Source organism: Achromobacter maghribensis (assembly GCF_057334215.1).
Genome location: NZ_JBHFII010000047.1, coordinates 148,030 through 162,007, shown reverse-complemented (window position 1 = coordinate 162,007; position 13,978 = coordinate 148,030). Strand labels below are relative to the sequence as shown.

Here is a 13,978-nt window from a genome sequence, read left to right as displayed (position 1 = left end):
CCCCCCCCCCCCCCCCCCCCGCCACGCTTAGTGTTCGTCGGCTTGCAGCGCCGCCGAGATGATGGCGCGCTTGTCATGCGTGGCGCCATTCAGGAACAGGTTAAGCAGCACGGCCGACAGCGAGGCCAATAGAATCCCCGACTCCACCAGCGTGTGCAGCGAGTGCGGCATCCACTGCTTGAAGTTGGGCGCGATCAGCGGCACCATGCCGACCCCGATCGAAACGGCCACGATCATCGCGTTGTGGCGGTTGCCCTTGAAGTCCACGCCGGACAGGATGCGGATCCCCGTGGCGGTGACCATGCCGAACATGACGATGCCCGCGCCGCCCAGCACCACGGTGGGCAGCGATTCCACCAGCGCGGCCATCTTGGGCAGCAATCCCAGCACCAGCAGGACCAGGCCCCCCGCCACGCAGACGTAGCGGCTTTTGACGCCCGTCACCGCGACCAGCCCGACGTTCTGCGAAAAGCTGGTGTAGGGGAAGGTATTGAAGATGCCACCGAGCAAGGTGCCCAGGCCGTCGGTGCGCAGACCGCGCGCCAGGTCTTCCTGCCGAACGTCCCGGCCGGTCATTTCACCCAACGCCAGGAACATGCCGGTGGATTCGATCATCACCACCACCATGATCAGCGACATGCTCAGGATCAGGATGGGGTCGAACTTCGGCATGCCGAAGTGGAACGGCAGCACGATGTCGAACCAGGCGGCCTGGCCGATCTTCTCGAAGGTCATGATGCCGGTCGCGGACGCGGCGACGGCGCCGATCACGATGCCCAGCAGCACCGAGATGTTGGCGACAAAGCCGCGCGTGTACTTGACGATCAACAGGATGGAGACGAGGACCAGCGCGGCGATACCCAGGCCGGTCAGGTCGGCGTATCGGGGATTCGGCATCGACGGCATGATGGCGAACCCTTGCGGCACGGGCGGAATGGCGCTGCCCGGCGAGGTCACGTCGGCCAGCCACTTGGCGTAGAGCGGGTCGACGATGACGGGCGCGGTGGGGCCGAACGGATTGCCGAATATCCAGTTGATGCCCACGCGCATCAGCGTGATGCCGATGACGGCGATGATGGTGCCCGTCACGACGGGCGGAAAGAAGCGCAGCATCCGGCTGATCATCGGGGCGATCAGGATGGACACCGCGCCCGCGCCGATGATGGTGCCGAACAGCAACTGCGCTCCCGCCGTGCCGGGGTTGGCGTTCGCGATCGCCACCATGGGCGCGACCGACGCGAAGGTGACGCCCATCATCACCGGCAGCTTGATGCCGAACCACTGCGTCGCGCCCAGGGTCTGGATCAGCGTGACGATGCCGCAACAGAACAGGTCCGCCGAGATCAGCATGGCGACTTCGTCCGGCGACAGGTTCAGGGCGCGGCCCACGATCAGCGGCACGGCCACCGCGCCGGCGTACATCACCAGCACGTGTTGCAGGCCCAGCGCCGCGAGCTTGCCGGTGGGCAGGCGCTGGTCGACGGGGTGGATGTCTTGCGGCGCGCGGGAGGGCGCGGACGATGCAGCCTGCATGGCGAAAGTCTCCTGGCGGAGTGGGATGTCGGTGGGAAAAGTCCTGAAAAGCGTTCTTGTGTACGAGGAATGTATACAGACAGGCCGGGTCTTCGGAATAGAGGAAAACCCGAGTTAATTTGATATATTTAGTTACGTAATGAAGGATTTGACGCTGATGGGGCATGACACGCGGCCACCGGCGCGTGTCATGCCCTGCCACGCTCAGGCGGGCTGCAGCAAATCGGCCAGCGTGCGAGCGATGACCTTGGTGGCGCGGCGCAGGTCTTCAAGCACGACCCGTTCGTCGCTGCGCTTGGCATGCGACTCCAGCACCGTGCGCGGGCCTGCGCCGTAGATCACGCCGGGAATGCCCGCTTCGCCGTACAGGCGCACGTCGGTGTAGAGCGGGGTGCCCATGGCGGGGATGGGTTCGCCAAAGATCTCCTCGCCGTGCTTCTGGATGGCGCTGACCAGCGGCTGATTGCCGGGCAGGGGGCGCATCGAATTGGCCAGCAGCAGGCGTTTGATTTCGATGGTGATGCCGGGCGTGGCCGCCGCGGCCTCTTGGAGGACGCGACGGATATCGGCTTCGACTTCCGCGGCGTTTTCCTCCGGGATCATGCGGCGGTCCAGCTTGAAGCTGACCATGCCGGGCACGACGTTGGTGTTGGTGCCGCCTTCGATGCGACCGACATTCAGGTACGGGTGCGTAATGCCCGCGACGCCGGACGTCACCTGCTGGTAGCGCGCGTTCTGCGCGTACAGCGCGTTCAGGATCTTGACCGCGCCTTGCAGCGCGTCGACGCCGGTAGAGGGAATGGCCGCGTGCGCCATCTTGCCGTGCACGGTCACTTCCATTTGCAGGCAGCCGTTGTGGGCCGTCACGACCTCATAGCTGAAGCCGGCGGCGATCATCAGGTCGGGCTTGGTGAGGCCCTGCGACAGCAGCCAGCCGGGTCCGAGCAGGCCGCCGAACTCTTCGTCGTAGGTGAAGTGCAGTTCAACGGCGCCGTGCGTGGGGCGGGCCACGGCTTCCAGCGCACGCACGGCGAAGGTGAAGCTGGCGAAATCGCTCTTGCTGACCGCGGCGGCACGGCCGTACAGACTGCCGTCGTCGATCTCGGCGCCGTAGGGGTCGTGCTGCCAGCCGTCGCCGGGGGGGACAACGTCGCCGTGGGCGTTAAGCGCCACGCGGCGGCCTGGGCCGTATTCGCGCCGGACGATCAGGTTGGTGATGGATTCCAGGCCGTAATCCTTGACCTGCTGCGCGGGCACCGCATGGGCTTCGGCCTCGAAGCCGAAGTCCTGCAACAGTTCGGCGGTGCGGACGGCATGGGGGGCGTTGTTGCCGGGGGGCGTGTCCGTGGGGACGCGCACCAGTGCCTGCAGGAAGCGGACTTCTTCGTCAAAGTGGGCGTCTACCCAGGCGTCGAGTCGGGCGTAATCGGTCATGGTGTCAGCGGGTGATGTCGTTGGCAAGGTCGTCCAGCAGGCGCTGCATGGCAAGCGCCGCTAGCTGGATGTCGTTGCTGGTGGTGGATTCGCGGGGGTTGTGGCTGATGCCGTAGTTCTGGCCGCGCACGAACAGCATGGCCTGGGGCATGACCTCGTGCAGCTTCATGGCGTCGTGGCCGGCGCCGCTGGGCATGCGGTGCACGGGCACGCCCAGGGCATCGACGGCGCGTTCCCAGCGTTGCTGCCAGGCGGGATTGCTGGGCGCGGCGGCGGCGCGCATGGTTTCCTCAAGGGCGTAACGCAGGCCGCGCCGCTGGCAGATGGCGGCCAGTTCGGCCAGCACGTCGTTCACCAGCGCGTCGCGCTGCGGGTCGCTGGGGGCGCGCAAGTCCAGGCTGAAGCGGCATTCGCCGGGCACCACGTTGATGGATCCGCTGGGCACTTCCAGCATGCCGATCGTGCCGACCGAATCGCCGTCGCGCGCCGCGCGCTGCTCCAGGTACAGGGCCAGTTCCGCCGTGGCGGTGGCGGCGTCGCGGCGCCGGTTCATCGGCGTGGTGCCGGCGTGGCACGCCATGCCGAAGATCTGGGCCTGGTATCGCACGCTGCCGTTGATCGACGTGACGATGCCCAGCGGCAGGCCCATTTCGAACAGCACGGGGCCTTGTTCGATATGCACTTCCACAAAGCCCAGATAGCGGGCGGGATCGCGGCGCAGCTTGGGGATGTCGTCGATGCACAGCCCGGCGTGCAGCATGGCGTCGCGCATCGTGATGCCCTGGGCGTCTTTCTGGTCCAGCCATTCGGGCTTGAAGTCGCCGATCAGCGCGCCCGACCCGAGGAACGTGGCGCGGTACCGCTGGCCTTCTTCTTCGGCGAAGCCGATCACTTCCACGTGATAGGGCAGGCGCCGGCCCTGGCGATGCAGTTCGCGCACGCAGGCCATCGGCACGAAGATGCCCAGGCGGCCGTCGTACTTGCCGCCGTTGCGTACCGTGTCGTAGTGGCTGCCCGTCATCAGCGTGGGCGCATCGGCACGGTCGGCACGGTAGCGGCCGACCACGTTGCCCACCGCGTCGATCTCGGCCTCGTCGAAGCCGCAGTCGCGCATCCAGTGCGAGATGCGTTGCGCGCAGGCCCGGTGGGCCTCGGTCAGATAGGTGACGGTCAATTGCCCCTTTTCGGCATAGCCGGGGTCGCTGTGGATGCTGAGGCGTTCCTGCCAGTCCCAGATGTCATTGCCCAGCGCCAGGTCGGCGCCGAACTTGTCGGCCAGGCGGATTTCGGCAATGCGGTGGATGTTGCGCACGGCCTCCTGGAGTTCAACGTCCGGCGGGTTGTCCAGCCGCCGCGCGAATTCATCGATGATCTGCTGGCGGTTCAATCCCGTGCCGCGCGCGCCGCGCACGGCCAGGATGAAGGGGAAGCCGAAGCGGGCGCCGTAATCGGCGTTCAACTGCTGCAGGCGCGCCAGTTCTTCGGGCGAGCAATGCGTGAGGCCTGCCCGGTCTTGCTCGTTCGTGGATTCGGCGGTCAGGCCGTTCTGCTGCATGGCGCGGCCGGCCAGTTCCGGGTGGGCGCGGATCAGCGCCAGCCGGGCTTCGATATCGGCCGCATCCAGCACGCACCGCATCTGGTCCTGCAAATGCGGCAGCGACCGGAACGGCCGCGCGGCCAGCGCCTGCCGGGCGATCCAGGGCGAGTGCTCGTACAAGCCGTCGAGCATGGCCACGGCCTCGTCGGGCGTGGCGGCATTGAGTTGTTCCAGGGTGTAGGCCATGGTTGTCGCGCTTACCGGTTGGGAAGATAGGGGTGGGTGGCTTTCCAGTGCCGGGCGATATCCAGCCGGCGGCACACCCAGACGCGGTCGTGGCGGGCGATGTGGTCCAGGAAGCGTTGCAGCGCCGTGATGCGCCCGGGGCGGCCCAGCAGCCGGCAATGCATGCCGATGCTGAGCATCTTGGGCGCGTCGTCGCCTTCGGCGTAGAGCACGTCGAAACTGTCTTTCAGGTACTGGAAGAACGGGTCGGCGTGCGAATAGCCCTGGGGCAGGGCGAAGCGCATGTCGTTGCAGTCCAGCGTATAGGGCACGATCAGTTGCGGCACGACGGACCCGTCGCTTTTCTGCACCTGCATCCAGAATGGCAGGTCGTCACCGTAGTAGTCGCTGTCGTATTCGAAGCCGCCGTAGTCCGCCACCAGCCGGCGCGTGCGGGGGCTGTCGCGGCCGGTGTACCAACCCAGCGGCCGCGTGCCGGTCAGCTGTGTGATGGCGTCCATGCCCAGGCGCATGTGTTCGCGTTCGGTCGCTTCGTCCACGTTCTGGTAGTGCACCCAGCGCCAGCCGTGGCAGGCGATCTCGTGGCCCAGTTCGGTCAGCGCCGCCGTCAGGTCGGGATGACGCTGCAAGGCCATGCCCACGCCGAACACGGTCAGCGGCAACTGCCGCTTTTCGAATTCGCGCAGAATGCGCCAGACGCCCACGCGCGAGCCGTACTCATAAATGCCTTCCATGCTGAGATGGCGATCCGGGTAGCTGGCCGGATTGAACATCTCGGACAGGAACTGTTCGGATCCCGCGTCACCGTGCAGCACGGAGTTTTCACCGCCTTCTTCGTAATTCAGCACGAATTGCACGGCGATGCGGGCGCGGTCCGGCCATTGCGCGTGGGGCGGATTGCGGCCGTAGCCGATCAGGTCGCGGGGGTACGGAAGCGTGGAGTCGTAGGTGTTCATGAATGGGCGGGCGGGCACAGGTTGGCGGACGGTTTCATGATGGGCTAAACGATAGCTGGAAAGCAATAAGCTGTATACAATTTATGTACATCATTAAGGATAACCATGATAGCGCCCGGCCACCCGCGGGCATGAGGAGAGACGATTGGGCCTGACCACGCACGTACTGGATACCATGCACGGCTGCCCCGCGGCGGGCATGGACGTTGCGCTTTATGCCACCGGCGATGGCGGCGCCACGTTGCTGAACCAATTTACGCTCAACGCCGACGGCCGCAGCGCCAAACCGCTGTTCACCGACCAGGACCTGCGCACGGGCACGTATCGGCTGGTGTTCGATGTGGCGGGGTACTTCAAGGCGCGGGGCGTGGCCCTGCCCGAACCCAATTTCCTGAATCAGGTCAGCCTGGATTTCGGCGTGGCGCACCCAAACGAGCATTACCACGTGCCGCTGCTCGTCAGCCCCTGGAGCTACTCGACCTACCGCGGATCCTGACGCTTGGTCGGGGTGTGGGGCATCAGGGTATTCCTGATGCCGCGCGCGGCTGCCGCTGATAGCCTTGTGGACAAAACATGCATACAATTTTCAGCACTTGATCGCAGCGGTGCGGGGCCTGCCGGCCTTGTGCGCGATCCAACTTCTGCTTACAGCGCCCGCGGTGGTAGGCAGTGCGGCGGAGCCTATGACAGGCCCGTCCACTGCGGGGGCGTGCATGGAAAGCTATTACCTGGATTGGGTCAATCTGCTGCTGCGGTGGGCCCATATCATCACCGGCATCGCGTGGATCGGCACGTCGTTCTACTTCGTGATGCTGGACAACAGCCTGGAGAAGCCCCGCGACGCGGAGTCGGCCGCTAAAGGCGTGGGCGGCGAGCAATGGGCGGTGCACGGCGGCGGCTTCTACAACATGCAGAAGTACGCGATGCAGCCCAAGACGCTGCCCGACCACCTGCACTGGTCGTTCTGGGAAAGCTACAGCACCTGGTTGACCGGTTTCGCGTTGTTCACCGTGTCTTACCTGTGGAATGCCAGCACCTATCTGATCGACCGCACGAAGATGGACTGGCAGCCCGGCACTGCAGTGGCGGTAGCGCTGGCGTTCTTCGTGGTGTTCTGGCTTGTCTACGACGGCATCTGCCGCTGGTTCGGCCGCGGCAAGCATGGCGACACCGTCGTCGGCGTGCTGTTGGCGGTGTTCATCGCGCTGGCCTCGTGGCTGGCCTGCCACTGGTTCGCGGGGCGCGCGGCCTTCCTGCTGGTGGGCGCCATGATGGCCACCACCATGAGCGGCAACGTGTTTTTCTGGATCATTCCAGGGCAGCGCAAGAACGTGGCGGCGATGCGGGCCGGCAAGCCGGTGGATCCGGTCAACGGCCAGCGTGGCAAGCAGCGCAGCGTGCACAACACGTACTTCACGCTGCCGGTGCTGTTCGCCATGATGAGCAACCACTACAGCTTCACCTACACGCATCCGTACAACTGGATCGTGCTGCTGTTGATCATGCTGGGCGGCGCGGCCATTCGGCAGTTCTTCGTGGTGCGTCACCGCTTCAAGCTGGGCAATGCGCGCAATCCGTTGCCGTATGCGCTGCTGGGCGTGGCGGTGCTGGGCCTGACCATCATCTGGATGCGGCCCGTGCCGGTGGCGGCGCCGGCCGTGGCCGCCGTGTCCAAAGAGGTGGGGTTCGTGCAGGTGCGCCAGGTGTTCGACCAGCGCTGCCTGCTGTGCCACGGCGCGCAAGTGCAGATGAAGAACGTGCGGCTGGATTCCGCCGAGCAGATCGCGACGCACGCCCAAGCCGTCTACCAGCAAGTGGTGGTCGCGAAGATCATGCCGATGGCCAATTCCACCGGCATGACCGACGATGAGCGCGCGTTGATCGGCGCCTGGTTCCAGGCGGGCGCCAAGACGAAGTAGGCCGAAGCAGGGCGGCGGCCGGTTCAGCGCAGGTCGCCGGCCGGCCATCCCATCGATCCGAACCCGGCCGCGCCGAAGCCTTCGTTAGCCGTTGCGGTACAGAAAGCTGTAGGCGTTGATCGCCGGCACCCCTCCCAGGTGCGCATACAGGACTTTCGAGCCGGCAGGGATGTCGCCGCGGCGGATCAGGTCCATCATGCCCTGCATGGATTTTCCTTCGTAGACCGGGTCGGTCATCATGCCTTCCAGACGCGCGCAGGTGCGGATGGCGTCGTTGGTTTCTGCCGACGGCAGGCCGTAGGCCGGATACGCGTAGCGCGTGTCCAGCACCACGTCGCTGTCGGCGATGCCGGTCTCAAGCCCCACCAGATCCGCCGTGCGCCGCGCGATCCGAAGAATTTGCGCACGCGTCTGTTCCGGCGTGGCCGACGCATCGATGCCGATGACGCGGTCGGCGCGTCCGTCGGCGGCAAAGCCCACCACCATTCCCGCCTGGGTGCTGCCGGTGACGGCGCACACGACGATGTAGTCGAACTTGAATCCCAGGTCGGCCTCCTGCCGGCGCACCTCTTCGGCGAACCCCACGTAGCCCAGCCCGCCCAATTCGTGGTCGGACGCGCCGGCGGGAATGGCATAAGGCTTGCCGCCGCGTTTCTTCACGTCTTCCAGCGCCTCTTCCCAGCTGCGCCGGAAACCGATGTCGAAGCCCTGGTCCACCAGCCGCACGTCGGCGCCCATCAGGCGGCTCATCATGATGTTGCCGACCCGGTCATAGACCGCGTCGGAATAGTCCACCCAGTTCTCCTGGACCAGCACGCAGGCCAGGCCCAGCTTGGCGGCGACGGCGGCCACCATGCGGGTGTGGTTCGACTGGATGCCGCCGATCGTCACCAGCGTGTCGCAGCCTTGCTCGAGCGCCTGCGGAATCAGGTATTCCAGTTTGCGCAGCTTGTTGCCGCCGAAGGCCAGGCCGCTATTGCAGTCTTCGCGTTTGGCGTAAATCTCGACCTTGCCGCCAAGGTGCGCGGACAGGCGGTCGAGCTTTTCGATGGGGGTGTCGCCGAAGGTCAGGCGATGGCGGGGGAATCGTTGCAGATCCATGCGGGCTCCTGAAGGAAAGGTCCGGGCCGGCCGGGTGGCGCGGATAGGAAATCATAGGAATCGCCGGGATTTGCGGTCAATTGCGTTATTTATTCGTTTTCCGTGTTTAAAGTTATTAATGGGCGTTGCTGGGAATTGGATATTTCGAATATAAAAACATTAACGAAATTAAATTTTCAGGGACGCATCAAATGACCGCCACGCCGGGCCTGGACCGCATCGACCGCCACATCCTGCGCGTGCTGCAGGATGACGCGCAGATCACCAACCTGGACCTGAGCGCGCGCGTCCACCTTAGCCCGGCCGCCTGCCTGCGGCGGGTGGAAAAGCTGAAGGCGGAAGGCGTCATCAAGAAGACGGTCGCGCTACTGGAGCCGGGCGCGGTCGACATGGCCACGCTGGTGATCGTGGGCGTGGTGCTGGACCGTTCCACGCCAGAGTCCTTCACCGATTTCGAGGAAGCAGCGCGCGGTATCAGCGGTTGCCTGGAGTGCCATCTGGTGGCCGGCGAATTCGACTACTTCCTGATGCTGCGCATCCGCGATCTGGAACGCTTCAACAAGCTGCATGCGGGCGAGATCATCAAGCTGCCCGGCGTACGCCAGATCCGCACCTTTTTTGTGTTGAAAGGGATCCTGTCCACGACCTCGCTGCCGGTATGACGCGGCTATTGCGCAACACTCTTGTTTGGAGCGCCTGAAAATGACGCGCTGCGGCATTTTCGATTGACGGAATTTGATGGCGCGTAGACGGCTGGATTGCAGGCGTTCGACGGACATTCCAAAGCCGCATGCAGGTATTCCGCACGGGCTTTTGCGTCACGCAAATGCAGCAAGACGCCCATAAACTCAAAGGGTTATACTTTCAAACATACGGCTATCAAGGCTTGTACGCGCCTTCTGCCCCTGCGATCCGCTTAACGGGAAGCCCGTGCTGCGGAAGGTTTTCCTGCATCGTGTCGAGTGAAGCACTCGTAAAGGTGAAGCGATATGTCTTCGGAAATAGAATCTCTATCCACGTCTTATCTCTTTGGGGGTAACGCCCCATATGTTGAGGAGCTTTACGAAGCCTACCTCGACAACCCCGGTTCGGTTCCTGACAATTGGCGTGAGTATTTCGACCAGTTGCAGCACGCTCCCGCTACCGATGGCCAGGAATCCACTCGCGACCAGGCCCACGCTCCCATCGTCGAATCGTTTGCCCAGCGCGCCAAGGCCAATGCCTTCGTGCAACGCTCGGCTGAACCCGACCTGAGCGTCGCCAGCAAGCAGGTTTCGGTGCAATCGCTGATTGCCGCCTACCGCTCGCTGGGCTCGCGCTGGGCCGACCTGGACCCGCTCAAGCGCCAGGAACGTCCCCCGATCCCGGAACTCGATCCCGCCTTCTACGGCCTGACCGAAGCCGATCTGGACCAGACCTACTCGGCCACCAACACCTACTTCACGACCGCCAGCACGATGACGCTGCGCGACATCCTGAAGGCTCTGCGTGACACGTATTGCCGCAGCGTCGGTGCTGAATTCACGCACATCTCCGACCCCGCCGCCAAGCGCTGGATCCAGGAGCGCCTGGAAACCACGCTGGGCGCGCCGGCCTACTCGGCCGAAGAAAAGCGCCACATCCTGCAGCAACTGACCGAGTCCGAAGGGCTCGAGCGCTTCCTGCACACGAAGTACGTCGGCCAGAAGCGTTTCTCGCTGGAAGGCGGCGAAAGCTTCATCGCCTCGATGGACGAAGTGGTGAACCACGCCGGTGAAAACGGCGTTCAGGAAATCGTGGTCGGCATGGCCCACCGCGGCCGCCTGAACCTGCTTGTGAACATCATGGGCAAGATGCCCGGCGACCTGTTCGCCGAGTTCGAAGGCAAGCACGCCGAAGGCCTGACCGACGGCGACGTGAAGTACCACAACGGCTTCTCGTCCGACCTGTCCACCCGTGGCGGTCCGGTCCACCTGTCGTTGGCGTTCAACCCGTCCCACCTGGAAATCGTCAACCCCGTGGTCGAAGGCAGCGTGCGCGCTCGCCAGGAACGCCGCGGCGATGCCGAAGGCAAGCAAGTGCTGCCGGTGCTGGTGCACGGCGACGCGGCTTTCGCCGGCCAGGGCGTGGTCATGGAAACGCTGAACCTGGCGCAAACCCGTGGCTACGGCACGGGCGGCACGCTGCACATCGTCATCAACAACCAGATCGGCTTCACGACGTCCGACCCGCGCGATTCGCGTTCGACGCTGTATTGCACCGACGTCGTCAAGATGATCGAAGCCCCGGTGTTCCACGTCAACGGCGACGACCCCGAAGCCGTGGTGTTCGTCACCAAGCTGGCGCTGGACTACCGCCTGCAATTCCGTCACGACATCGTCGTGGACATCGTTTGCTTCCGCAAGCTGGGCCACAACGAGCAAGACACCCCGTCGCTGACGCAGCCCCTGATGTACAAGCGCATCGGCCATCACCCCGGCACGCGCAAGCTGTATGCCGACAAGCTGACCACGCAAGGCGTGCTGGCTGAAGGCGAAGCCGATCAACTGGTCAAGGACTACCGTCAGCTGATGGAAGACGGCCAGCGCACCATCGAACCGGTGCTGACCGACTACAAGAGCAAGTACGCCATCGACTGGTCGCCGTTCCTGGGCGCCAAGTGGACCGACCAGGCCGACACGGCCGTGCCGCTGGCTGAACTCAAGCGCATCGGCGAACGCATCACGACGGTTCCGGAAGGCTTCACGGTGCACCCGCTGGTGGCCAAGCTGCTGAACGACCGCCGCACGATGGCCAAGGGCGAAATGAACCTGGACTGGGGCATGGGCGAACACCTCGCCTTCGCAACCCTGGTGTCCTCGGGCTACGCCATCCGCATCACCGGCCAGGATTCGGGCCGTGGCACGTTCACGCACCGCCACGCCGTGCTGCACGACCAGAACCGCGAACGCTGGAACGACGGCACCTACATTCCGCTGCAGAACGTGTCGGAAGGCCAGGCCCCGTTCACCGTCATCGACTCCGTGCTGTCCGAAGAGGCGGTGCTGGGCTTTGAATACGGCTACTCCAGCGCCGAGCCGAACACGCTGACCATCTGGGAAGGCCAGTTTGGCGACTTCGTCAACGGCGCCCAGGTCGTGATCGACCAGTTCATCAGCTCCGGCGAAGCCAAGTGGGGCCGCCAGTCGGGCCTGACGCTGATGCTGCCGCACGGCTACGAAGGCCAAGGCCCCGAGCACTCCTCGGGCCGCATCGAGCGCTTCCTGCAACTGTGCGCCGACAACAACATGCAAGTGATCCAGCCGACCTCGGCTTCGCAGATCTTCCATGTGCTGCGTCGCCAGATGATCCGCCCGTTCCGCAAGCCGCTGGTGTTGTTCACGCCGAAGTCGCTGCTGCGCAACAAGGACGCAGGTTCGCCCCTGACCGATCTGGCCGGTGGCAGCTTCCGCCCGGTGATCGGCGAAGTGGACGACACGATCGACGCAAGCAAGGTCAAGCGCGTGCTGGCTTGCTCGGGCAAGGTGTATTACGACCTGGTCAACGCCCGCCGCGAGCGTGGCGCCGACAATGTCGCGATCATCCGTGTCGAGCAGCTGTACCCGTTCGCCCACAAGGCGTTCGAAACGGAACTGCGCAAGTACCCGAAGGCAACCGAAGTGATCTGGGTTCAGGACGAACCGCAGAACCAAGGCGCCTGGTTCTACGTTCAGCATCACGTGTACGAGAACATGGTCGAAGGCCAGAAGCTGGGCTACGCTGGTCGTGCCGCGTCGGCATCGCCGGCCGTGGGCTACCTGGCCAAGCACCAAGAGCAGCAGAAGGCCCTGATCGAAACGGCTTTCGCGCCCAAGTTCAAGGTCATGTTGACGAAGTAACCCTGACTTGATGCACGCGCCGCGGGCGGCAAGCGTTTTGGAACCCCGTTTCGAACCTTGCCGCGCCGCGTGACCAGAACACAACTTTACGGAACAAACAAAATGGCTATCACCGACGTCGTCGTCCCCCAACTTTCCGAATCCGTCTCCGAAGCGACCCTGCTGACCTGGAAGAAGCAGCCGGGCGCTGCCGTTGAAGCGGACGAAATCCTGATCGAAGTCGAAACCGACAAGGTCGTGCTGGAAGTGCCGGCGCCCGCCTCGGGCGTGCTGGCTGAAATCGTCAAGGGCGATGGCAGCACCGTGACCTCGGGCGAAGTACTGGCCCGCATCGACACCGCCGCCAAGGCCGCCGCCGCCGCGACCGCCCCGGCCGAAGCCCCCAAGGCCGCCGAACAAGCCGCTGCCGCCCCGGCCCCCGCCGCTGCGCCCGCTTCGTCGGCTGCTGCCGGCGTGGCATCGCCCGCCGCCGCCAAGATCCTGGCCGAGAAGGGCGTTGACGCCGCTTCCGTGGCCGGCACCGGCCGCGATGGCCGCGTGACCAAGGGCGACGCCCTGGCTGCCGGCGCTCCTGCCGCCAAGGCTGCTCCGGCCAAGGCCCCGGCCGCCCCGGCCCCGACCACGCTGTCGCTGGACGGCCGTCCGGAACAGCGCGTGCCGATGAGCCGCCTGCGCGCCCGCATCGCCGAGCGCCTGCTGCAATCGCAGCAAGAAAACGCAATCCTGACCACGTTCAACGAAGTGAACATGCAAGCGGTCATCGATCTGCGCAGCAAGTACAAGGACAAGTTCGAAAAGGAACACGGCATCAAGCTGGGCTTCATGTCGTTCTTCGTCAAGGCCGCCGTGGCCGCGCTGAAGAAGTACCCGCTGATCAACGCATCGATCGACGGCAAGGACATCATCTATCACGGCTACTTCGACATCGGTATCGCTGTCGGCAGCCCGCGTGGCCTGGTGGTGCCGATCCTGCGCAACGCCGACCAGCTGTCCATCGCTGAAATCGAAAAGACCATCGCCGACTTTGGCCGCCGCGCCGCTGACGGCAAGCTGGGCATTGAAGAAATGACCGGCGGTACGTTCTCGATCTCCAACGGCGGCGTGTTCGGTTCGATGCTGTCGACCCCGATCATCAACCCGCCGCAATCGGCCATCCTGGGCGTTCACGCCACCAAGGATCGCGCCGTTGTCGAAAACGGCCAGATCGTTATCCGCCCGATGAACTACCTGGCGCTGTCCTACGACCACCGCATCATCGACGGCCGCGAAGCCGTGCTGGGCCTGGTCGCCATGAAGGACGCCCTGGAAGATCCGCAGCGTCTGTTGCTGGACCTGTAATCTCGACGCTCCGCGCGCGGCGCCGCACCGGGCCTTCGGGCCGGCGGCGCCCCCGCC

At 64.7% G+C, this 13,978-nt stretch carries 10 protein-coding genes; 5 read left to right on the top strand and 5 right to left on the bottom strand.

Annotated elements, in window-relative coordinates; all coding sequences use genetic code 11:
• Nucleotides 1-27 precede the first annotated feature (27 nt).
• The 4 genes from ACE039_RS20700 to puuE form a co-directional block, all read right to left on the bottom strand.
• A complete protein-coding gene (locus ACE039_RS20700) occupies nt 28-1,533 on the bottom strand; it encodes a nucleobase:cation symporter-2 family protein (protein ID WP_105555036.1) in 1,506 nt (501 codons plus the stop codon).
• A gap of 204 nt (nt 1,534-1,737) precedes the next feature.
• Nucleotides 1,738-2,967 carry a M20 family metallopeptidase gene (locus ACE039_RS20695; protein WP_448709912.1) on the bottom strand — a complete coding sequence of 410 codons (1,230 nt, stop codon included), beginning with the start codon at nt 2,965-2,967 and terminating at the stop codon, nt 1,738-1,740.
• A 4-nt stretch (nt 2,968-2,971) separates the two neighbouring features.
• Entirely contained in the window at nt 2,972-4,750 is a 1,779-nt protein-coding gene (gene uraD / locus ACE039_RS20690; protein ID WP_485823230.1) for a 2-oxo-4-hydroxy-4-carboxy-5-ureidoimidazoline decarboxylase, read from the bottom strand.
• 11 nt (nt 4,751-4,761) lie between these two features.
• Entirely contained in the window at nt 4,762-5,706 is a 945-nt protein-coding gene (gene puuE / locus ACE039_RS20685) for an allantoinase PuuE (protein WP_485823229.1), read from the bottom strand.
• Between the two features lie 145 nt (nt 5,707-5,851).
• On the opposite strand from puuE, the gene uraH reads away from it, so the two are divergent.
• Both uraH and ACE039_RS20675 read left to right on the top strand, forming a co-directional pair.
• The gene (uraH, locus tag ACE039_RS20680) at nt 5,852-6,202 is read left to right on the top strand and encodes a hydroxyisourate hydrolase (RefSeq protein ID WP_310032827.1); all 351 of its coding nucleotides are present in this window, start codon (nt 5,852-5,854) and stop codon (nt 6,200-6,202) included.
• 217 nt (nt 6,203-6,419) lie between these two features.
• Nucleotides 6,420-7,625, top strand: a complete 1,206-nt coding sequence (locus ACE039_RS20675; protein ID WP_485823228.1) for a urate hydroxylase PuuD — start codon at nt 6,420-6,422, stop codon at nt 7,623-7,625.
• Between the two features lie 84 nt (nt 7,626-7,709).
• Here the strand turns inward: ACE039_RS20675 and ACE039_RS20670 are convergent, their stop codons facing one another.
• Entirely contained in the window at nt 7,710-8,726 is a 1,017-nt protein-coding gene (locus ACE039_RS20670; protein ID WP_310032823.1) for a 1-aminocyclopropane-1-carboxylate deaminase, read from the bottom strand.
• 191 nt (nt 8,727-8,917) lie between these two features.
• On the opposite strand from ACE039_RS20670, the gene ACE039_RS20665 reads away from it, so the two are divergent.
• From ACE039_RS20665 to odhB, 3 genes are all read left to right on the top strand, one after another.
• Nucleotides 8,918-9,388 (top strand): Lrp/AsnC family transcriptional regulator, encoded by a 471-nt coding sequence (locus ACE039_RS20665; RefSeq protein ID WP_485823227.1) that lies wholly within the window; start codon nt 8,918-8,920, stop codon nt 9,386-9,388.
• 327 nt (nt 9,389-9,715) lie between these two features.
• Nucleotides 9,716-12,583: a 2-oxoglutarate dehydrogenase E1 component gene (locus ACE039_RS20660; RefSeq protein ID WP_448709746.1), complete on the top strand. Its 2,868-nt coding sequence runs from the start codon at nt 9,716-9,718 to the stop codon at nt 12,581-12,583.
• Between the two features lie 102 nt (nt 12,584-12,685).
• A complete protein-coding gene (odhB, locus tag ACE039_RS20655; RefSeq protein ID WP_105555027.1) occupies nt 12,686-13,921 on the top strand; it encodes a 2-oxoglutarate dehydrogenase complex dihydrolipoyllysine-residue succinyltransferase in 1,236 nt (411 codons plus the stop codon).
• Nucleotides 13,922-13,978 lie beyond the last annotated feature (57 nt).

Bases quoted from the DNA above. Each gene is read 5' to 3' on its own strand.
- odhB (WP_105555027.1), top strand. From the start codon at position 12,686: ATGGCTATCACCGACGTCGTCGTCCCCCAACTTTCCGAATCCGTCTCC.
- ACE039_RS20670 (WP_310032823.1), bottom strand. From the start codon at position 8,726: ATGGATCTGCAACGATTCCCCCGCCATCGCCTGACCTTCGGCGACACC.
- ACE039_RS20700 (WP_105555036.1), bottom strand. From the start codon at position 1,533: ATGCAGGCTGCATCGTCCGCGCCCTCCCGCGCGCCGCAAGACATCCAC.
- ACE039_RS20660 (WP_448709746.1), top strand. From the start codon at position 9,716: ATGTCTTCGGAAATAGAATCTCTATCCACGTCTTATCTCTTTGGGGGT.
- uraD (WP_485823230.1), bottom strand. From the start codon at position 4,750: ATGGCCTACACCCTGGAACAACTCAATGCCGCCACGCCCGACGAGGCC.
- ACE039_RS20675 (WP_485823228.1), top strand. From the start codon at position 6,420: ATGGAAAGCTATTACCTGGATTGGGTCAATCTGCTGCTGCGGTGGGCC.
- ACE039_RS20665 (WP_485823227.1), top strand. From the start codon at position 8,918: ATGACCGCCACGCCGGGCCTGGACCGCATCGACCGCCACATCCTGCGC.
- puuE (WP_485823229.1), bottom strand. From the start codon at position 5,706: ATGAACACCTACGACTCCACGCTTCCGTACCCCCGCGACCTGATCGGC.
- ACE039_RS20695 (WP_448709912.1), bottom strand. From the start codon at position 2,967: ATGACCGATTACGCCCGACTCGACGCCTGGGTAGACGCCCACTTTGAC.